Origin of the sequence: Cellulomonas wangleii, assembly GCF_018388445.1 — a bacterium.
Classification (GTDB): Bacteria; Actinomycetota; Actinomycetes; order Actinomycetales; family Cellulomonadaceae; genus Cellulomonas; species Cellulomonas wangleii.
The window spans coordinates 571,789-590,023 of record NZ_CP074405.1; the positions used below are offsets into that span (position 1 = coordinate 571,789).

At 74.7% G+C, this 18,235-nt stretch carries 17 protein-coding genes; 7 read left to right on the top strand and 10 right to left on the bottom strand.

What is annotated here, in order from left to right; genetic code table 11:
* Nucleotides 1-53: 53 nt before the first annotated feature.
* Together KG103_RS02875 and KG103_RS02880 are read right to left on the bottom strand one after the other, a co-directional pair.
* On the bottom strand, nt 54-710 hold the full coding sequence (locus KG103_RS02875; RefSeq protein ID WP_207340378.1) for a histidine phosphatase family protein: 657 nt from the start codon (nt 708-710) through the stop codon (nt 54-56).
* A gap of 94 nt (nt 711-804) precedes the next feature.
* Nucleotides 805-1,239, bottom strand: a complete 435-nt coding sequence (locus KG103_RS02880; RefSeq protein WP_249670722.1) for a glyoxalase superfamily protein — start codon at nt 1,237-1,239, stop codon at nt 805-807.
* A gap of 185 nt (nt 1,240-1,424) precedes the next feature.
* Between KG103_RS02880 and clpB the strand changes: the two genes are divergently transcribed.
* On the top strand, nt 1,425-4,025 hold the full coding sequence (gene clpB, locus KG103_RS02885; protein WP_207340379.1) for an ATP-dependent chaperone ClpB: 2,601 nt from the start codon (nt 1,425-1,427) through the stop codon (nt 4,023-4,025).
* Between the two features lie 51 nt (nt 4,026-4,076).
* Here the strand turns inward: clpB and KG103_RS02890 are convergent, their stop codons facing one another.
* The 3 genes from KG103_RS02890 to KG103_RS02900 all read right to left on the bottom strand — a co-directional run bounded on the left by KG103_RS02890 (nt 4,077) and on the right by KG103_RS02900 (nt 8,422).
* A complete protein-coding gene (locus KG103_RS02890; protein ID WP_207340380.1) occupies nt 4,077-6,329 on the bottom strand; it encodes an aryl-beta-d-glycosidase in 2,253 nt (750 codons plus the stop codon).
* Between the two features lie 541 nt (nt 6,330-6,870).
* Nucleotides 6,871-7,629, bottom strand: a complete 759-nt coding sequence (locus KG103_RS02895) for a hypothetical protein (RefSeq protein ID WP_207340381.1) — start codon at nt 7,627-7,629, stop codon at nt 6,871-6,873.
* A 67-nt stretch (nt 7,630-7,696) separates the two neighbouring features.
* Complete coding sequence (locus KG103_RS02900) at nt 7,697-8,422, bottom strand: hypothetical protein (RefSeq protein ID WP_207340382.1); 726 nt, start codon at nt 8,420-8,422, stop codon at nt 7,697-7,699.
* A 374-nt stretch (nt 8,423-8,796) separates the two neighbouring features.
* On the opposite strand from KG103_RS02900, the gene KG103_RS02905 reads away from it, so the two are divergent.
* Nucleotides 8,797-9,504 carry a DedA family protein gene (locus KG103_RS02905; protein ID WP_207340383.1) on the top strand — a complete coding sequence of 236 codons (708 nt, stop codon included), beginning with the start codon at nt 8,797-8,799 and terminating at the stop codon, nt 9,502-9,504.
* A 21-nt stretch (nt 9,505-9,525) separates the two neighbouring features.
* Here KG103_RS02905 and KG103_RS02910 read toward each other — a convergent pair whose 3' ends face one another.
* From KG103_RS02910 to KG103_RS02920, 3 genes are all read right to left on the bottom strand, one after another.
* Complete coding sequence (locus KG103_RS02910; RefSeq protein ID WP_207800629.1) at nt 9,526-10,092, bottom strand: hypothetical protein; 567 nt, start codon at nt 10,090-10,092, stop codon at nt 9,526-9,528.
* Nucleotides 10,093-10,121: 29 nt separating this feature from the next.
* The gene (locus tag KG103_RS02915; RefSeq protein WP_207340384.1) at nt 10,122-11,627 is read right to left on the bottom strand and encodes a DUF4190 domain-containing protein; all 1,506 of its coding nucleotides are present in this window, start codon (nt 11,625-11,627) and stop codon (nt 10,122-10,124) included.
* A 73-nt stretch (nt 11,628-11,700) separates the two neighbouring features.
* Nucleotides 11,701-12,495 carry an exodeoxyribonuclease III gene (locus KG103_RS02920; protein ID WP_207340385.1) on the bottom strand — a complete coding sequence of 265 codons (795 nt, stop codon included), beginning with the start codon at nt 12,493-12,495 and terminating at the stop codon, nt 11,701-11,703.
* A gap of 150 nt (nt 12,496-12,645) precedes the next feature.
* Between KG103_RS02920 and KG103_RS02925 the strand changes: the two genes are divergently transcribed.
* The gene (locus KG103_RS02925) at nt 12,646-13,674 is read left to right on the top strand and encodes a glycoside hydrolase family 43 protein (RefSeq protein ID WP_207340386.1); all 1,029 of its coding nucleotides are present in this window, start codon (nt 12,646-12,648) and stop codon (nt 13,672-13,674) included.
* A gap of 75 nt (nt 13,675-13,749) precedes the next feature.
* Here the strand turns inward: KG103_RS02925 and KG103_RS02930 are convergent, their stop codons facing one another.
* Both KG103_RS02930 and KG103_RS02935 read right to left on the bottom strand, forming a co-directional pair.
* On the bottom strand, nt 13,750-14,313 hold the full coding sequence (locus KG103_RS02930; protein ID WP_207340387.1) for a hypothetical protein: 564 nt from the start codon (nt 14,311-14,313) through the stop codon (nt 13,750-13,752).
* 11 nt (nt 14,314-14,324) lie between these two features.
* Entirely contained in the window at nt 14,325-15,473 is a 1,149-nt protein-coding gene (locus KG103_RS02935; RefSeq protein WP_207340388.1) for a zinc-dependent alcohol dehydrogenase, read from the bottom strand.
* Between the two features lie 315 nt (nt 15,474-15,788).
* Between KG103_RS02935 and KG103_RS02940 the strand changes: the two genes are divergently transcribed.
* The 4 genes from KG103_RS02940 to KG103_RS02955 are packed head-to-tail and all read left to right on the top strand — an operon-like array spanning nt 15,789 to nt 18,048.
* Nucleotides 15,789-16,220, top strand: coding sequence for a manganese catalase family protein (locus tag KG103_RS02940; protein ID WP_207340389.1), 432 nt, complete (start codon nt 15,789-15,791; stop codon nt 16,218-16,220).
* Between the two features lie 10 nt (nt 16,221-16,230).
* Nucleotides 16,231-16,962 carry a hypothetical protein gene (locus tag KG103_RS02945; RefSeq protein WP_207340390.1) on the top strand — a complete coding sequence of 244 codons (732 nt, stop codon included), beginning with the start codon at nt 16,231-16,233 and terminating at the stop codon, nt 16,960-16,962.
* A 41-nt stretch (nt 16,963-17,003) separates the two neighbouring features.
* Nucleotides 17,004-17,468: a phage holin family protein gene (locus KG103_RS02950; RefSeq protein WP_372434890.1), complete on the top strand. Its 465-nt coding sequence runs from the start codon at nt 17,004-17,006 to the stop codon at nt 17,466-17,468.
* A complete protein-coding gene (locus tag KG103_RS02955) occupies nt 17,461-18,048 on the top strand; it encodes a DUF3618 domain-containing protein (RefSeq protein ID WP_207340391.1) in 588 nt (195 codons plus the stop codon). The genes KG103_RS02950 and KG103_RS02955 overlap by 8 nt, the downstream gene beginning before the upstream one ends.
* The last annotated feature ends 187 nt before the right edge of the window (nt 18,049-18,235 follow it).

Below are 18,235 nucleotides of genomic sequence, written 5' to 3' on the forward strand. Positions count from 1 at the left end.
TCCTCGCACGCGTCCGGTGGTCGGACCCGCCGTCGATCGGGTGACGGCACCCGTCAGGCGACGGACGGCACGGGCGTCGGCGTGCGCATCGGACGGGCCGCGACGTGACCCTGCCCGGCGACGTCCAGGGCGAGCGACGTGATGCGGGCGGTGCCGTCGGCGGCCACCTCGACGGTGGAGACCGAGGCGTTGGGCAGCGGGACCAGGCCGATCTCGTCGAGGGTCGCGAGGTACGCCGCCAGCGCCAGGCCGTGCCCGACGACCAGCACGTGGCCCTCGGGGTGCGCGGCGGCGAGGCGTGCGAAGACGTCGCGGGTGCGCTCCATGAAGTCGGCGCCGGGCTCGCCGCCCGGCAGGCCCGGGTGGGTGCCGGCGAGCACGGCGGTCACCAGGTCCGTCCACGGCACGACGTCGTCGAGCACGCGCTCGGGTCGCTGCTCGTAGACGCCGAACGCGTACTCCAGCAGCCCGCGGTCGGTGCGCAGCGCGACGTCCGGGTGGTGGCGCAGCACCTCCACCGCGGTGGCCACGGCGCGCCCCGACGGGGACGACCAGGCGGCGGTGAACGGGGTGCCGGCCAGGTGCCGGGCGGTGGCGCGCACCCCGGCGCGGCCGTCGCGCGTGAGGGGTGAGTCGCAGCGGCCCTGCAGGATCCGCCGGGCGTTGAAGTGGGTGCGTCCGTGGCGGACGAGGGTCAGCGTGAGGGTCATCGGTGCCCCGCTCTCGGTCGGTGTGGCACCGACGCTAGGGGCGCCAGGTGTCGCCTCGGCGACGCGGGTGTGACACGTGCGTGTCGGGCGGCCGTCAGGGCGTCGGCCGGCAGAACCGCAGCCGGTTGCCGAACGGGTCGACGACCTCGGTGGTCGGGCCACCGGGCGCGTCGCCCTCGACGCCGGGACGCAGGCGCCCCTCGGTGCGCTCGTGCACCTGCGCCGCCAGCGCCTCGACGTCCGCGACGGGCACCCACAGCACGCCACCGAACACCCCGTCGCCGTGGTGCTCCGACAGGTGCAGGCGCAGGCCGTCGCGGGAGACCTGGGCGTACACCGGCATGCCGGGGCCGAACCGGTGCTCCCAGTCGATGCTGCACCCCAGGACGTCGCGGTAGAAGGCGTAGGCCGTCGCGACGTCGAGGACGCGCAGCACCGGGACGGCGCCGCCGACGTCGCGCGGCGCGTCCTGGCCCGGTGCGGGTGGTGGCGCGGCGGTGTCCAGCGGGGCGAGCGGTGGCGTGGTCACGATGCCTCCGGCCTGACGCGGCGGTGCGAGCTGCGGGTCGTCCCGACCCGCAGCCCACGCTAGACCGGACGGGTCGCGCTGGCGAGGCACTGCGCGAACCAGACTTGAGCGGAATAGACTCAACTTCGGTCATCGTTGATCCGATCGACGACAGACGACACGTGCAGCACCCCCGGAGGTTCTCGTTGGACGCGAAGTTCACCACCCGCTCGCAGGAGGCGCTGGGCGACGCGATCGCCCAGGCGAGCGCCGCCGGCAACCCGCAGCTGGAGCCGGCCCACGTCCTCAACGCCCTGCTCCAGCAGGACGGCGGCGTCGCCAACGGACTGCTCGACGCGGTCGGCGCCGACCGCCAGCAGCTCGGCCGCGCCGTGCGCGGCATCCTCGTGAACCTGCCCTCGTCGACCGGCGCGTCCGTCGCGCAGCCGTCGGCGTCCCGGCAGACCGCCGCCGCGCTCGAGGCGGCGAACGCCGAGGCCCGCAGCCTCGGCGACGACTACGTCTCGACCGAGCACCTGCTCATCGGCCTGGCCGCCGGGCAGTCCGGCGTCGCCGACGCCCTGCGCGCCGCCGGCGCGTCCCGCGACGCCCTGCTCGCCGCGCTGCCGACCGTGCGCGGCAGCGCCCGTGTCACCAGCCCCAACCCCGAGGGCACGTACAAGGCGCTCGAGCAGTACGGCGTCGACCTCACGCAGCGGGCGCGCGACGGCAGGCTCGACCCGGTGATCGGCCGCGACGCCGAGATCCGCCGCGTCGTGCAGGTGCTCTCGCGGCGCACCAAGAACAACCCGGTGCTCATCGGTGAGCCGGGCGTCGGCAAGACCGCGGTCGTCGAGGGCCTCGCGCAGCGCATCGTCGCCGGTGACGTGCCCGAGTCGCTGCGGGACAAGAAGCTCGTCTCCCTCGACCTGGCCTCGATGGTCGCCGGCGCCAAGTACCGCGGCGAGTTCGAGGAGCGGCTCAAGGCCGTCCTGCAGGAGATCACCGCCTCCGAGGGGCAGGTCGTCACCTTCATCGACGAGCTGCACACGGTCGTCGGCGCCGGTGCGGGCGGCGAGGGCGCCATGGACGCGGGCAACATGCTCAAGCCCATGCTCGCGCGCGGCGAGCTGCGCCTGGTCGGCGCCACCACCCTCGACGAGTACCGCGAGCGCATCGAGAAGGACCCCGCCCTGGAGCGGCGGTTCCAGCAGGTGTTCGTCGGCGAGCCGTCGGTGGAGGACACCGTCGCGATCCTGCGCGGGCTCAAGGAGCGCTACGAGGCGCACCACAAGGTGACCATCGCGGACTCCGCGCTGGTCGCCGCCGCGACGCTGTCCGACCGGTACATCACGGGCCGCCAGCTGCCCGACAAGGCCATCGACCTGGTCGACGAGGCCGCGTCCCGGCTGCGCATGGAGCTCGACTCCTCCCCGGTCGAGATCGACGAGCTGCAGCGTGCCGTGACGCGCCTGGAGATGGAGGAGGTCGTGCTGTCGGAGGCCGACGACCCCGGCTCCGCCGACCGCCTCGAGCGCCTGCGCGCCGACCTGGCCGACCGCCGCGAGGAGCTCGCCGCCCTCAACGCCCGCTGGGAGAAGGAGAAGGCCGGGCACAACCTCGTCGGCGACCTGCGCGCCCGGCTTGACCAGCTGCGCGCCGACGCCGAGCGCGCCCAGCGCGAGGGAGACCTCGCGACCGCCGGGCGCCTGCTCTACGGCGAGATCCCCGCGGTCGAGAAGGAGATCGCCGAGGCCGAGGCCACCGAGGCGGCCGAGGACACCGAGCTCGCGACCGAGCAGACGCCGATGATCGCCGAGAAGGTCGGCCCCGACGAGGTCGCCGAGGTCGTCGCCGCGTGGACGGGCATCCCGGCCGGGCGCCTGCTGGAGGGCGAGACCCAGAAGCTGCTGCGGATGGAGGAGGTGCTCGGCGAGCGCCTCATCGGCCAGACGAAGGCGGTGGCCGCGGTGTCGGACGCCGTGCGCCGTGCCCGCGCCGGGATCTCCGACCCGGACCGGCCCACGGGCTCGTTCCTGTTCCTCGGCCCCACGGGCGTCGGCAAGACCGAGCTGGCCAAGGCGCTCGCGGACTTCCTGTTCGACGACGAGCGCGCCATGGTCCGCATCGACATGTCGGAGTACGGCGAGAAGCACTCGGTCGCGCGCCTGGTCGGCGCGCCCCCCGGGTACGTCGGCTACGAGGAGGGCGGCCAGCTCACCGAGGCCGTGCGGCGCCGGCCCTACTCCGTCGTGCTGCTCGACGAGGTCGAGAAGGCGCACCCCGAGGTCTTCGACATCCTGCTGCAGGTGCTCGACGACGGCCGCCTCACCGACGGCCAGGGTCGCACCGTCGACTTCCGCAACGTCATCCTCGTGCTGACCTCGAACCTGGGCTCGCAGTTCCTCGTCGACCCCGTGCTGGACGACGCCGCGAAGCGCGAGGCGGTCATGGGGGCCGTGCGCTCGGCGTTCAAGCCGGAGTTCCTCAACCGGCTCGACGACATCGTGCTGTTCGACGCCCTCACGCTGGAGGAGATCGGGCAGATCGTGGACCTGCAGGTCGCGTCGCTGGGTCGGCGCCTGTCCGACCGGCGCCTCACGCTCGACGTCTCCGAGGGTGCGCGCGAGTGGCTCGCGCTCGAGGGCTACGACCCGGCGTACGGGGCGCGCCCGCTGCGCCGGCTGGTGCAGAAGGAGATCGGCGACCGCCTGGCCCGCGCGCTGCTGGCCGGCGAGGTCCACGACGGCGACACGCTGCGCGTCGACCTGGGCGAGGGCGGGCTGACCGTGACCGCGTCCCGCTGACCGCACGTCCACCCGGGTGCGGGGCGTCCTGCGGGGCGCCCCGCACCGGTGTCACCGGGCGGCGGCCACCAGGGCGTCGACGGCCTGCGGGGTCAGCCCTTGCACCCCCAGGTCGGCGATGACCCGCAGCGGCATCTGTGCGACCATCGCCGCGACGGTCGGGTCGAGGTCCGGCAGCGCGGCGCCCTCGAGCGCCGCGGCCAGCACCTGCGAGCCGACGGGGTGCTCCATCCACTCGGCGAGCGTCGAGTCGCCCGTCAGCTCGCCCCACAGCGGCTCGCCGACCACGTCGACGACCGCCGAGGCCCGCAGGTCGCGTGACGACGCGCCCACCTCGACGACGAACCGCCCGCCCTCGACGGCCCACCGCCGCAGGCCGGGGTGCCAGTAGGCCAGCGCACGCGCCCCCAGGGTGAACGTCACGTCGCGCGAGGCCCCGGGCTCGAGGTCGATCGGGGCGAACGCCCGCAGCTCGCGCGTCGGCCGCATCACCGCCGCCTCGGGGTCGCGCACGTACACCTGCACCACCGCGCGCCCGGCGCGGTCCCCGGTGTTCGTCACGGTGACGGCCACGTCCAGGCGCACGTCCGCACCCTCCTCGTGCACGTCGACGCGCAGGTCGTCGTACGCGAACGTGGTGTAGCCCAGGCCGTGGCCGAAGGGGTAGGCGACGGGCAGGTCGCGCGTGTCGTACCAGCGGTATCCGACCAGCACGCCCTCGCCGTAGCGCACCCGCCCGGCCTCGCCGGGGAAGTTGCCGAAGGCCGGGGTGTCCTCGAGCCGCAGCGGGATCGTCTCGGTGAGCCGGCCGCCCGGCTCGCGGGCGCCGAGCAGGACGTCCGCGACGGCGGACCCGCCCGCCTGCCCGCCGAGCCAGGTCTCGAGGACCGCGGCCACGTCGTCGCGCCACGGGGTGACGCTCACCGCCGAACCGTTGGCGAGCACGACGACGACCCGCGGGTTCGCCTCCGTCAGGGCGGCGAGGAGGCGCAGCTGGCTGTCCGGCAGCCCCAGCCGGGGACGGTCGTAGCCCTCGGACTCGTCGGGCCCGGGCAGCCCCAGGAACGCGACGACGGTCCCAGCCGTGCGTGCCGCCTCGACCGCCTGCGCGAGCAGGGCGTCGTCGTCGCCGTCGGGGCCGCCGGCCACCGTGAACCCGGGGGCGAACGCGATCGTCGGGTCGACGGCGCGCAGCGCACCGAGCGCGTCGTCCAGGCGCGTGGGCGTGACCTGCGACGACCCGGAGCCCTGGTAGCGCGGGGTGCGGGCGAGCTCACCGACGACGAGGAGACCGGCGGTGCCCGCCAGCGGCAGCAGCGGGGCGCCGTCGACCGGCTCGTTGCGCAGCAGGACGGTGCCGGCCGCCGCGGCCTCGCGGGCCAGCGCGTGGTGGGCGTCCAGGTCGAGGGTCGACGGGTCGCCGTCCGCCGGGAGCGCGCGGGCGGCCAGGTGCAGCGCCCGGCGCGCGGACCGGTCGAGCGCCGCCTCGTCGAGCAGCCCGTCGCGCACCGCGGCCGCGACCTCCTCGTCGGGGCGCGGCCCGACCGCCGGCATCTGCAGGTCCAGCCCGGCCTCCAGCGCCCGTACGCGGTCACGGACCGCCCCCCAGTCGGACACGACGAGCCCGTCGAAGCCCCACTCGTCGCGCAGCACCCGCGTCAGCAGCCACGTGTCCTGCGACGCGTAGACACCGTTGATCCGGTTGTAGGAGCACATCACGGTCCACGGCCCGGCCTGCGTGACCACGTGCTCGAACGCCGGCAGGTAGATCTCGCGCAGCGTGCGCTCGTCGACGTCGGCGGACACGCGCATGCGGTCCGTCTCCTGGTTGTTGGCCGCGAAGTGCTTGAGGGACGTCCCGACGCCCTGCGACTGGATCCCCTCGACCAGCGCGGCCGCCAGCACACCGGCGACGTGCGGGTCCTCCGCCACGTACTCGAAGTTGCGGCCGCACAGCGGGGTCCGCTTGATGTTGACCCCGGGGCCGAGCAGCACCGCGACGTCGTGCGCGCGGGTCTCGCGCCCCAGCGCCTCACCGACGCGCCGCAGCAGGGCGGGGTCCCACGACGACCCGAGCGCGGCCGCCGTGGGGAAGCAGGTCGCCGGGACGTTCGACGCCAGGCTGGGCCCGCCGAGCACGGTGTCCTGCTTGCGCAGCCCGTGCGGGCCGTCGCTCACCATGACCGACGGCACCCCCAGACGGGGTACCGCCGTGGTGTGCCAGGAGTCCGCCCCCGACGTCAGCGACGCCTTCTCCTCCAGCGTGAGCTCCGACAGGACCTGCTCGACGTCGAACGGGACCACGTGGCACCTCCTTGTGCGCGACCGGACGCGGACCACCGTATCCGCAGGTCGGTGCACGGGCGGGGGTGCACGGGCCACGACGTGCGCCGCCAGGGCGTGGCCCGTCGCCACCGCCGGTGCCGTCGTCGGGGCGTGCGCGCGAGCCCGCCGACGACCGTGCTCACGGACGTTCGGGCGGTGCCGTTCGGCACGTTGCCCGCGAATGCGAAGGAGGAGGAATCCTGAGTTCCCTTCCAGCGCTGATTCCCGAGGCGGAGAACGTCGCCCCGCCGGTCGGGGCGCTCACCTTGTCCACGGACGGAACCATGCGCGCTGAGCTGCGCGCCGCGATCGTCCTTGTTCTCCGGGATCGCAGGCAAGGGGCATGCCGTTCCCCTCGTGGTACGGCAGGGCCGTACCCACACCAAGTACAGCGGTGTGCTCGACGCCATGCATCGAGTCGGCGACGCCCAGCTCGCTGTGCTCGACTGGGGCATGTCGATCGACATGGCCGAGGTCGTCGCCGCGACCATCGACGAGAAGCCGGCGCCCCGACGCCCCGTCAGCGCTGCGGCATCCCCAGGCGAAGCGGGCGCGAGCCCTCACGGAACAGCGGCGCCGGGTTCAGCCACGCCGTGACGTCCGGGTGCCACCCGGCCAGGTAGGTGAACCCGTCGAGCACGGGCAGCGGGGTGTGCCCGGACGTGATCAGCGCCCCGGGTGTCACGTGCACGCCGTCGGCGGCGACCTGGTCCCAGTGAGGCTGGTACACCGGCAGGCGCCGGTAGGCGCGCGGGACCTGCATGTCGCCCCTGTGGCGGCGTGGCGCGGACGCGACCAGGGCGCACCAGTCGTCCGCCGTGCGGATCTCGAGGACGCGCGCACCCGCCACGGTCGCGTCCCACAGCAGCGGGCGTGTCGGCTCGAGGTCGTGCCCGGCGCGGTGCAGCAGGTGGACGCACACGTCCGTGCCCGACAGCCGGCGCGACGTCTGCACCGCGCCCTCCGGCCTGGTCCACCACCCGTCCTGCAGGGAGCCGACGCGCGGGCCGGCGTACGCCAGGTCCTCCAGGCCGGTCTGCTCCGCGGGGGCCGGTGACCACCACCAGCCCATGCGCTCACGGACCGCCGCTGCGAGCTCGTGCGCGCCGGGCACCACCGCGTGCGCGTCAGGCAGGTGCAGCTGCTGCACGCTCAGCGCCAGGGCACTGTGGAACGCCTGCCACACCAGGTCGTCCGTGAGCCCCTCCGGACCGGTGAGGTCCGCCAGCTCACGCAGGAACAGCCGACCCAACGGCGCCTCGATGAGTGCGTCCACCATGACCTGATCCTTCCATCACCGAACGACGATGCCCCCGCGGTGCGCACCGCGGGAGCACCGTCGGACGTCAGATCCCGCGGCAGCTCAGGCTGGCGAAGTCAGTCTGAACGACGAAGTACTGAACGGCGTTGCACGTGCAGCCGGCGCGCTGGTACCCGTACTCGTAGATCACCTTCCACTTGCCGCTTCCGGAGGAGCTGCAGTTCCACACCGGACGCTTGTCCTCGTACGAGGCGGCGTCGCGGTTGCTTCCGGAGGCAACCGCCATCCGGTCGGATCCCACCAGCCCCGTGGCCCTCTGCCGGTAGAGCACGGACGTGTGCATCAGCTGCTGCATCGACTGGGTGCACGTGATGCGAGGCTTGAACCCCACGTTGTAGTGCGCGGCGCCCGGAGTGTCGGTGCGGCGGTGCGGTGCGGACGGGTAGCCGGTGCACGGACCGTTGGTCACCTTCGACGCGAAGGTTGTCGCACCCTGTCCGGCGAGAGACGACGCCTGGCGTCCGGCGAGGGGGCTCGCCGTGGACGGCTGGCTCAGGACGAGGTCCCGAAGCAGTCGCTCTTCGTCGCTGCTTGAGTAGGAGATCTTGCCGCCTGCGTCCTGGATTGCACGCTCCACCGCAGCCCACTGGGCGTCGCCCGCCGAGCCGGGGTCGGCCAGGTGCGATCGGAACTCTGCGACGGTCATACCCCCGTAGGGGTCGTCTGCTGCGGACGCCGTCGTCACGCCCGCGCCGATCGAGAGCGCAACGACTGCTGCGGCGGTGGTCAGGCCCCGGAGGAAGGATCTCATCAGCTTCTCCCATCCATGTGCGTCAGATGATGGCCACGCACGATCACGAGACCCCCCTTTGGGTCTCGTGACGGAGGACGCTAGCCGCGACACAGAAGATCAGCGGCATACTTCGCGCAGAATCTCCCCGAACGTCCCACCCTGCACATCTCCGCAGGTCAGCAGCGCGCGGGCGCGGTGCCGCGCCCTCCTGCCGCTCCATGTCTGTCCGGTGCCGCCCGGTTACCGGCTGCGCTCTTCGGGCATGGGTGGACAACGCGGTGCTGTAGGTCGATGCACGGGCGGGGGTGCACGCGCCACGACGTGCGCCGCAGGGCGTGGCCCGTCGCCGCCGGCGCGCGGCCCTCGTCGGGTGGTGACAGCATGGCCGGGCCATGGACCCCGCTCTCGCCGCTCTCGTCGCCGCCGGTTCCAGGACGGAGCTGACCGGCCTGGCCGGCTGGGTCGTCTCCGTGATCGAGGCGCTCGGTCCCTTCGGGGTGGGAGTGCTCGTCGCACTCGAGAACCTCTTCCCGCCCATCCCGTCCGAGGTCGTTCTGCCCGTCGCCGGGTACGTCGCGTCGCAGGGTGGCATGTCGCTGGTCTGGGCGGTCGTCGCCGCCACCACCGGTGCGGTGGTCGGCGCGTGGGCGTTGTACGGCCTGGGCGCGTGGGTGGGGCGGGTGCGCATCCACCGCTGGCTCGAGCGCATCCCGTTGATGGACGCGCAGGACCTCGACCAGGCCGAGGGGTGGTTCCTGCGCCACGGCGGTGCGGCCGTGCTGATCGGCCGGTGCGTGCCCGTGGTGCGCAGCCTCATCTCGGTGCCCGCGGGTGTCGAGCGCATGAACCCGTGGCGGTTCACCCTCTACACCCTGGTCGGGTCGGCCGTGTGGAACGGCGGGCTGGTGTGGGCCGGGCACGCGCTGGGCTCGCAGTGGCAGGACATCGGCCGCTACAGCGACTGGCTGAACGCGGTCGTGTATGCGGTCATGGCCGTGGTGCTGGCGCGGTTCGTGTGGGCGCGCACGGGTGCGCGGGCGGAGCGTCGGCGTGCGGCCCGGACCCCCGCGCCGGACGGGCCGCCGGCGCCGGAGCGCTGAGGCGGGCCGGTCGGTGCCTGCTCAGCCCGCGGGGACCGCGGTGCCGTCGACGAACGACCCCGTCACCGGGGCGGGCGGCACCGCGAGGCACAGCCCCGCGCGGTCGCCCCGCGACCACCCTGCCTCGGTGGGCGCCCACGTGATCGCCCGCACCCCCGCCTCGACCTCTGCGTCGCTGAGCACGCAGGAGCGGGCGACGCGGGTGTGCGCGCCGTCCTGGCCGGGCCAGACGGCCGCGGGGTCGAACGCGTACTCGCCGACCACCTGCGCCGCGTGCTCCTGCGCGCACGGCACCACCCGCACGCGGTCGACCTCGCCGTCCGCCGGCAGGGTCGCCAGGCACGACCCGGTGACGAGCTGGGCCGCGTACGCGTCCGTCGGTGCGGCGACGTCCGCGGGCAGCGGCGCGCTGCGGGCGGACGTGACGGCGCGCGTGCCGAGCACGGAGCCCACCGCGACGACCGCGACGGTCCCGATCACGGCCGCACCGCGGCGCACACGTCGGCGGGCGCGGGCGCGCGCCTCGGCCGCCTCCTGCCAGCCCGGCGCGTAGTACGTCGGGGGGTTGGGGTCCTCCGGCACGTCCACGGGGGGCGACGTGCGGTCGTCGGGGGTGCTCAGGGCTGCGTCCCCGACGATGCGACGAGGGAGCCGCCGGCGGCGTCGAGGCCCTCGTAGACGCAGTAGGCGACGAGCTCACCGGCGACCGCCTGGTCGGGGTGGGGGAGCCACACGTCGGCCCACCCCCGGTCGGTCAGGCCCGGGTCCAGGGCGTCGACGGCGTCCGCGCACTGCGTGGACGCCGCGACGTACACCGGGTCCTCGGGTGCGCCGTCGGCGGCGGGGGTACCCGTCACCTCGAGCCGGGCGACCACCTCCGTCGTGTGCTCCTGCTCGCACGGCACGGCCACGGCGTCGGACAGGTCGAAGGTTCCGGGGGCGGTCGCCCAGCAGGTCCCGACCGCGACGTCCTGCGGCAGCGCGTAGTCGGGCAGCGTGTACGACGGCTCCTCGCCCAGCCCCTCGAGCTGCTCGCCCAGCTCACCGAGCAGCTGGTCGAGGTCGTCGGCCGACCCGCTGCCGCTGCCGCTGCCGCTGCCGCTGTCGCTCCCGCTCGCCAGGTCGTCGAGGAGGCGGTCCAGCTCGCTGGTGCTCCCGGTGATGTCCGTGACCTGCTCCGCCTGGGACTGCCCCCACTGGACCATGGCGGCGACCATCGCGACGACGGCGACGAGCACCGCGGTCCCGATCGCGCCGACGACGATGCCCGCGATGGCCATGCCCCGCCCGCGGGCACCGCTGCGGCGGATGCGCGGCAGCGCGGCGATCCCCAGGCCGAGGCCCACGGGGCCGGTGAGCCCGCACAGCACCACCAAACCGCCCACGGAGGTCACCAGCGAGGCGACCGCCATCCCGTCGGTGGGCACGGGCGCCCCGGGGTAGGGCGGCGGGTAGCCCTGCGGCCCGTACCCCGGGCCGTACCCGGGGGCGCCCGGTGCGCCGTACGTGACGCCGCCGTACGCGGCGGCGGAGGGGTCCTGCACCGGCGGGGTCCCGTACGGCGGGGCCGGGGTGCCGGACGCCGCCGGGGGCGGCGGCGTGCCGGGGGCCGTCGCGCCGGGCGAGGGTGCTGCGCTGTAGGGCGCCGGCGAGCCGTAGGGCGCCGCGGGGGCGCCGCCGTACGGCGAGGGAGCGGCTGCGGACGCGGCCGGTACCGCGTCGCCCGCGGTCACGTCGCGGCGGACCGCCCACGGGTCCGTCGCGTCGGTGCCCGCGTCGGTGCCTGGTGCGGCCGGGGCGGGCGTGGGCACGGCGGGCGGCGTGGGGGTCGCGGTGCGCGGGACGACCGACGGCGGCGTGGGCTGGCTCCACGTCAGCGGCTGGGTGTCGTTCAGCGCCGTCGAGATCGGCTGGGTGTCGCCGGCGCCGGGTGCGGCCCCCGCGCCGTACACGGGGGACGAGGAGGTGCCCCACGCCGTCGAGTCGTGCGGTGCAGCCCCGTCCGGTGCCGGGGTACCCGGGCCGGACGGGACGGACCCGGTCCCCTCGGCGGTCGGCGGCTCGGGGACGGACGGCGCGTCCGTCCCCTCGGCGGGCTCGTGGGCGCGGTCGTCGGACGTCATGGAGGGCAACCTAGTGGAGCACGCGCCCCGGCACGCGACCGGGCGGCCGATACCACCCGGTCCGGCGCGTGCCTCACGCGCCGTCGATCTCGAGCACCACCGGCACGTGGTCGGACGGCTGCTTGCCCTTGCGCTCGTCCCGCTCGATCCGCACGCCGGTGACGCGGGCGGCGAGGGCGGGGCTGGCGTAGGTGAGGTCGATGCGCATGCCCTCGTTCCGCGGGAAGCGCAGCTGCTGGTAGTCCCAGTAGGTGTAGGTGTGCTCGGCGGGCAGGTGCACGCGCGACACCTCGGTGTACCCGGCGCGCGCGATCGCCTCGAACGCCTCGCGCTCGGCCGGCGTGACGTGCGTGCGACCGGCGAACCACGCGGCGTCCCACACGTCCGTGTCGAGCGGGGCGATGTTCCAGTCGCCCACCATGGCGACCTGCGCCGCCGGGTCGGCGGTCAGCCACCCCTGCGCCGCGTCGCGCAGGGCCGCGAGCCAGTCGAGCTTGTACGCGTAGTGGGGGTCGCCGACCTCGCGCCCGTTCGGCACGTACAGGCTCCAGACGCGGACGCCGCCGCACGTGGCGCCGAGCGCCCGGGCCTCCGCGACGGCCGGGTCGCCCCACGTCGGCTGGCCGGGGAACCCGCGCTCGACGTCCTGCAGCCCGACGCGGGAGATCACGGCGACGCCGTTCCACTGCGAGTACCCGTGCGTCGCGACCTCGTACCCGAGCGCCTCGAACGGCTCGCGCGGGAACGCCTCGTCCTTGACCTTCGTCTCCTGCAGGGCCAGGACGTCGACGCCCGACCGCTCGAGGAAGCCGACGGCCCGGTCCAGCCGGGCGCGGATCGAGTTGATGTTCCAGGTGGCGACTCGCATGGCGCCCGAGGTTACCGGCGCGCACCGACACCGTCGGGGCGGGTCGCGAGTACCGGCGTGAACGACGCAACCGGTCACGATCCGTGCCCGGTAGGGTGCGGCCGGGTGCGCCCGACGGGGGCGCTGCAGGCAGGAGACGGGCGGCACGTGGTGAGCGGACCGGTATCGGACGTCGAGGACGTCGTACGCACGGCGGGGGTCGTCGGGGCGGCGGACGCAGCCGCCCCGCTCGACGGTCCGCTCGTCGAGGGCGTGTGGACCGCGGACCCCTCGGGTCACGTCTGGGACGACGTGCTGTACGTCTACACGTCGCACGACGAGGAGACCGGCGTCCCGCGCGACGACGACGGCAGCCAGTACGACATGCGCGACTACCACGTCCTGGAGCTGCGGGACGTGGCCGGGCCGGTCGTCGACCACGGGCCGGTGCTGCACGTGGCCGACGTGCCGTGGGCCGCGCGCCAGATGTGGGCCCCCGACGCGGCCCGCCGCGGCGACACGTACTACCTGTTCTTCCCCGCGAAGGACGCCGACGGCGTGTTCCGCATCGGCGTCGCGACGTCGTGCTCACCGACCGGCCCGTTCGTCGCCGAGCCGGAGCCGATCGCCGGCGTCGGCAGCATCGACCCCGCCGTGCTCACGGACGACGACGGCTGCGCGTACCTGTACGTCGGCGGCATCATGGGCGGCCAGCTGCAGCGCTGGGACGGCGACACGTACACCGGCGAGGACACCTACCCGGCGCCGGGCGCCCCCGCGCTCGGGCCGCGCGTCGCCCGGCTGACCGACGACCTGCTGGCGCTCGCGGAGCCGACGCGCGAGGTCGTCGTCGTCGACGAGGCGGGGGAGCCGCTGACGCAGGGCGACCCGCGCCGGTTCTTCGAGGGGCCCTGGGTCTCGCGGGTCGACGGGCTCTACCACCTGCTCTACTCCACCGGTGAGGCGCACACGCTGGTCCACGCGACGTCGGACTCGCCGTACGGGCCGTTCACCTACCGCGGCACGGTCCTCGAGCCGGTCGCCGGCTGGACCACGCAGGGCTCGCTCGTGGAGCTGGCGGGGCGCTGGTACCTGCTGTACCACGACGCCCGCGTGTCGGGCCGTGACCACCTGCGCAACGTGCGGATCGCCCCGCTCACGGTGCACCCGGACGGGCGGCTCACGGCCGACGTGCGCTGACGCCCGGACGCCCGGCCCGCCCGGTACCCCGGGCAGGCCGGGCGGCCCCGGCGTCGTCGTCTCGGCCCCGCCGCCTCAGCCCCGCCGCCGCAGCGCGCGCAGCAGCGCGAACGCCGCGGCACCGCCGGCGATCCACGGCCCGGCGACGATCAGCGCGTCCAGCGGCTGGTGCCGCACGTCGACGCGCCCGCGACGGGACGCGACCGGGTGCCGGTGCAGCTCGGACAGCACCCCGGTCTCGGTGATCGGGTTGTCCGGTCGCAGGGTGGCGAACGAGCGCAGGTGCGCCCCGGCCGCGTCCACGCGGTCCGCGGCCATGAGCAGCAGCCAGTGCGCGGCCCGCCCCTCGCTGAAGCGCTCGTAGGAGTAGCGGCGGATCGCGCCCGACAGCCCGTGCGGCGGCTGCGCGGTGCCGAACACGGGCGTGAGCATCTCGTGCTCGATCGACCGCTCGCGGGGGTAGGTCTCCTCCTGGCGGTCCGGGAACTCCCAGTGCGCGCCCGTGGGGGGCAGGTCGGAGCGCTCGCGCGGCACGGACGGACGGTCGGCGGGGTCCAGGTCGGCGCCCCAGCCGGGGATGCGGGCGCGCAGCTCGTCGGCGCTCTCGCGCTGCGGCGGCTTCTTCGCGGTGTACGGCACGGTGGGTCCTCTCAGTCCGTCGACGGGACGATCAGGGGCTTGATGCAGCCGTCGAGCTTGGCGGACATCAGGTGGTAGCCCTCGGCGATGTGCTCGAGGGGGATGCGGTGCGTGACGAGGTCGCTCGGCTTGAGGTAGCCCGCCTGGATGTGCTCCAGCAGCCGCGGCCACTGCCGCTTGGCCGGGGCCTGGTTCATGCGCAGCGTCAGACCCTTGTTCATGGCGTCACCGAACTTCACGGCGGAGAACAGCGGGCCGTACGCGCCCATGACGGACACGGTGCCGCCCTTGCGCACGCCGTCGATCGCCCAGTTCAGCGCCACCGGCGAGCCGCCCTGCAGCTTGAGCTTGGCGGCGGTGACGTGCTGGATCAGGTTGCCGTCCGCCTCCGCGCCCACGGCCTCGATCACGCGGTCGGCCCCCAGCCCGTCGGTCGCCTTCTTCAGCTCCACGACGATGTCGTCGTACTCCGTGTAGTTGCGGGTCTCCGCGAACGCGAACTCGCGCGCCTTCTCCAGCCGGTACTCGAGCTGGTCGACGACGATCACGCGCCCGGCGCCCATCAGCCACGCCGACCGGGCCGCGAACAGCCCCACCGGGCCCGCGCCGAGCACCACGACCGTGTCGCCCTCGACGATGTCCGCGAGCTGCGCCCCGAAGTAGCCGGTGGCCAGCGCGTCGGTGAGCAGCACGGCGTCGTCGTCGTCGAGCCAGTCGGGGATCTTCGACGGGCCCACGTCCGCGAACGGCACCCGCACGTACTCGGCCTGGCCGCCGTCGTACCCGCCGGTGGTGTGCGAGTACCCGTAGATGCCGCCGACGGCCGTGGCGTTCGGGTTCACGTTGTGGCAGTTGGAGTACAGGCCGCGCGCGCAGAAGAAGCACGAGCCGCAGTAGATGTTGAACGGGACCATCACCCGGTCGCCCACCTGCAGGTTCTGTACGGACGGACCGACCTGCTCGACCACGCCGACGAACTCGTGGCCGAACGTGTGGCCGATCCGCGTGTCCGGCATCATGCCGTGGTAGAGGTGCAGGTCGGAGCCGCAGATGGCGGCTCGCACGACGCGCACGACCGCGTCGTTGGGGTGCTCGATCGCCGGGACGTCCTTCTCCTCGACGCGGACCTTGTAGGGCCCGCGGTAGACCATCGCTCGCATCGGTGTCCTCCGCCTCGGGTGGCCACCAGGGTGCGCACTTCGGCCGTCGGGCGCATCCCGAGAGCCGCCGGCCTCCCCGTGCGGATCGACCCGTGACCGCTTACGGTCGAGGACGACGGGCACTGCGTCCCGCCTGACGGGGTACCGCGACCTCGTCCACCGCATCGCACCGACGGAGGAAGCCCGTCGGCGCCACGCCGGCTGCGCCGGGCGGCGCCCGAACCGGCCCCGTCCTGCAGCCGTGTCCTGCAGCATCCCCTCGCGCCCGACGGCGGGTACAGGAGGCACGATGTTTCTTCCACCGGCAAGAGCTCCATGCACGGGCGGGTCGCGGTCGCCCGGCTCTACCACATGACCGACGGCCACGGGGTCCGCGACCTGCTCGCGTTCCTCCTCGCGCGCGACACGATGCACCAGAACCAGTGGATCGCCGCCGCCCGCGAGCTGCAGGAGGAAGGGCTGCAGGGGATCCCCGTGCCGAGCAGCTTCCCGCTGGGCGACGAGCACCGCGAGGTCTCGCACCAGTACATCAAGTTCTCCGACGGGCAGGACGCGGACAAGGGCGCGCGGGCCTCCGGCCCGACGCCCGACGGCAAGGGTGAACTCACCTACGTCGCCGAGCCGGCGGCGGGCGTCCCCATGCCCCCGCCCACGCAGCCCGACCCGCGGCTGTACGGCACGACCGCGAAGCCGAACCTCGCGGAGAAGGTCACCGGGAAGCTCAACGACACGTTCACGAGTGAGTGAGGAGACGACGATGAGCACGGACAGCACAGGTGGCGCCGCCGCAGCGGCGGGCACCGCGAAGGACGAGGCGTCGAGCCTCGCGCACGCCGCCGCGGACAGCGGGCAGGGCCTGCTCGGCGAGGCGAAGAGCGGGGCCTCCGACGTCGCGTCGGAGGTCGCGGGCCAGGCCCGCGACCTGTGGTCGGAGGCCCGCACGGGTCTGACCACGCAGGCGTCGGAGCAGCAGGTGCGGGCCGCGGCCGGCCTGCGCGCGCTCGGCGACGAGCTGGGCCGCATGGCCGACGGCTCGCAGGGCGGCGGGCTGGCGACGGACCTGGTCCGTCAGGCGGGCGAGCGCACCGCCGGCGTGGCGAGCTGGCTCGAGGACCGGGAGCCCGGCGACCTGCTGGGTGAGGTGACGGACTTCGCGCGCCGGCGTCCGGGACTGTTCCTGGCGCTCGCGGCCGGTGCCGGTGTCCTCGCCGGGCGGGTCACCCGCGGGCTGAAGGACGCGCCCCCGTCGGCGGGCACGGGTGCGACGGCCACGGCACCCGCCGCGCCGCCGCCGGTGGACCCCGCCCCGGCGTACGCCGGCACCCCGGACCCGAGCGGCCCCGGGCAGCGCCCGGAGCAGGAGGCGTGGGTCTCGGCCGGCGGCCCCGCTCCCGTGGCACCGACCTCCGGCCACGTCCCCGCGGCCGACCCGTACGGCACGGCCGGCGGCGACCCGCTGGCCGGGGTGCTCCGTGAGGACCGACCGTGACCGGGCAGTTCGACCCCACGGTGGCGGCGGACCCGCGCGCGGTGCCGGGGGCAGGTCCCCTGCCCGGGACGGGTCCTCTGCCCGGGACCGGCGCGCCGCCGCCGGCCGCTGAGGGCGCGCCCGACGAGCGCCCGTCCCTGGGTGACCTGATCGGGTCCGTCACCGAGGACCTGTCCCTCCTGGTCCGCCAGGAGGTCGAGCTGGCCAAGGCCGAGCTGACCGAGTCCGCGAAGCGCGCGGGCACCGGCGGCGGTCTGCTCGCCGGTTCGGGGGTGGCAGGGCACTTCGTGCTGATGTTCCTGTCGTTCGCCCTGTGGTGGGGCCTGCCGCTGGGCAGGGCCTGGTCCGCGGTCGTCGTGGCCGTGATCTGGGCGGTGATCGCCGCGGTCCTCGCCGTGCGAGGACGCGGTGAGCTCCGCCGTGTGAAGGGTGCACCCCGCACCGCCGAGACCATGAAGAAGATCCCGAACGCCCTGAAGGGTGACGAGGAGGCGAACCATGAGTGAGAGCCCCGAGGAGATCCGCCAGCGGATCGAGGAGACGCGGGCCGACCTGTCGGCGAACGTCGACGCCGTCGGCGACACGATCGACCCCCGACAGATGGCGCACCGCCAGGCGGACAAGGTGCGCGGCCGCGTCGGGGCCGTCCGCGAGCGTGTGATGGGCACCGTCGGCGGCGCCCGCGACGCGGCCGGCGGGTCCGCCGGCTCCGTCGCGCAGGGCGTGAAGGGCGCACCCACCGCCGCCCTCCAGCAGACGCAGGGCAACCCGCTCGCGGCGGGTCTGGTCGCCTTCGGGCTCGGGTGGCTGGCGTCCTCGCTGGTGCCGACCTCGGCGCCGGAGCAGCGTGCCGCGCAGGCGGTCAAGGAGCAGGCGCAGGCCATGGCTCCGCAGGCCAAGGAGGCGGCGCAGCAGATGGCGTCCGACCTGCGCGAGCCGGCGCAGGACGCCCTGCAGGCCGTGAAGGACACCGCCACCGACGCGGCCGCCGGCGTCAAGGAGCAGGGCACGCAGGCGGCGTCCGACCTGCGGGACCAGGCGCAGCAGTCGGCGCAGGAGGTGCGGAAGGCCCCGCAGCAGCAGTGAGCACCGTGACGGGCCGGGGGTGGGCGTCGTGAGGATCACGGTGCCCGCCCTCGGCGTGGTCCGCCTGGCGCACGCCTACGTGAGCTGCGAGATGCCCGGCCTGTGTCGGTTCGCCCGGATACGTGAGACAGTGGAAGGTGCACGGGGCGTCGTCGTGTGAGGTAGGGCACCAGCCCATGGCGTGCAC

What these genes read in the sequence shown, in the direction of transcription:
- KG103_RS02875 (WP_207340378.1), bottom strand. Translation starts at nt 710, where the DNA reads ATGACCCTCACGCTGACCCTCGTCCGCCACGGACGCACCCACTTCAAC.
- KG103_RS02895 (WP_207340381.1), bottom strand. Translation starts at nt 7,629, where the DNA reads ATGGTGGACGCACTCATCGAGGCGCCGTTGGGTCGGCTGTTCCTGCGT.
- KG103_RS02900 (WP_207340382.1), bottom strand. Translation starts at nt 8,422, where the DNA reads ATGAGATCCTTCCTCCGGGGCCTGACCACCGCCGCAGCAGTCGTTGCG.
- KG103_RS02905 (WP_207340383.1), top strand. Translation starts at nt 8,797, where the DNA reads ATGGACCCCGCTCTCGCCGCTCTCGTCGCCGCCGGTTCCAGGACGGAG.
- KG103_RS02915 (WP_207340384.1), bottom strand. Translation starts at nt 11,627, where the DNA reads ATGACGTCCGACGACCGCGCCCACGAGCCCGCCGAGGGGACGGACGCG.
- KG103_RS02920 (WP_207340385.1), bottom strand. Translation starts at nt 12,495, where the DNA reads ATGCGAGTCGCCACCTGGAACATCAACTCGATCCGCGCCCGGCTGGAC.
- KG103_RS02935 (WP_207340388.1), bottom strand. Translation starts at nt 15,473, where the DNA reads ATGCGAGCGATGGTCTACCGCGGGCCCTACAAGGTCCGCGTCGAGGAG.
- KG103_RS02940 (WP_207340389.1), top strand. Translation starts at nt 15,789, where the DNA reads ATGCACGGGCGGGTCGCGGTCGCCCGGCTCTACCACATGACCGACGGC.
- KG103_RS02945 (WP_207340390.1), top strand. Translation starts at nt 16,231, where the DNA reads ATGAGCACGGACAGCACAGGTGGCGCCGCCGCAGCGGCGGGCACCGCG.
- KG103_RS02955 (WP_207340391.1), top strand. Translation starts at nt 17,461, where the DNA reads ATGAGTGAGAGCCCCGAGGAGATCCGCCAGCGGATCGAGGAGACGCGG.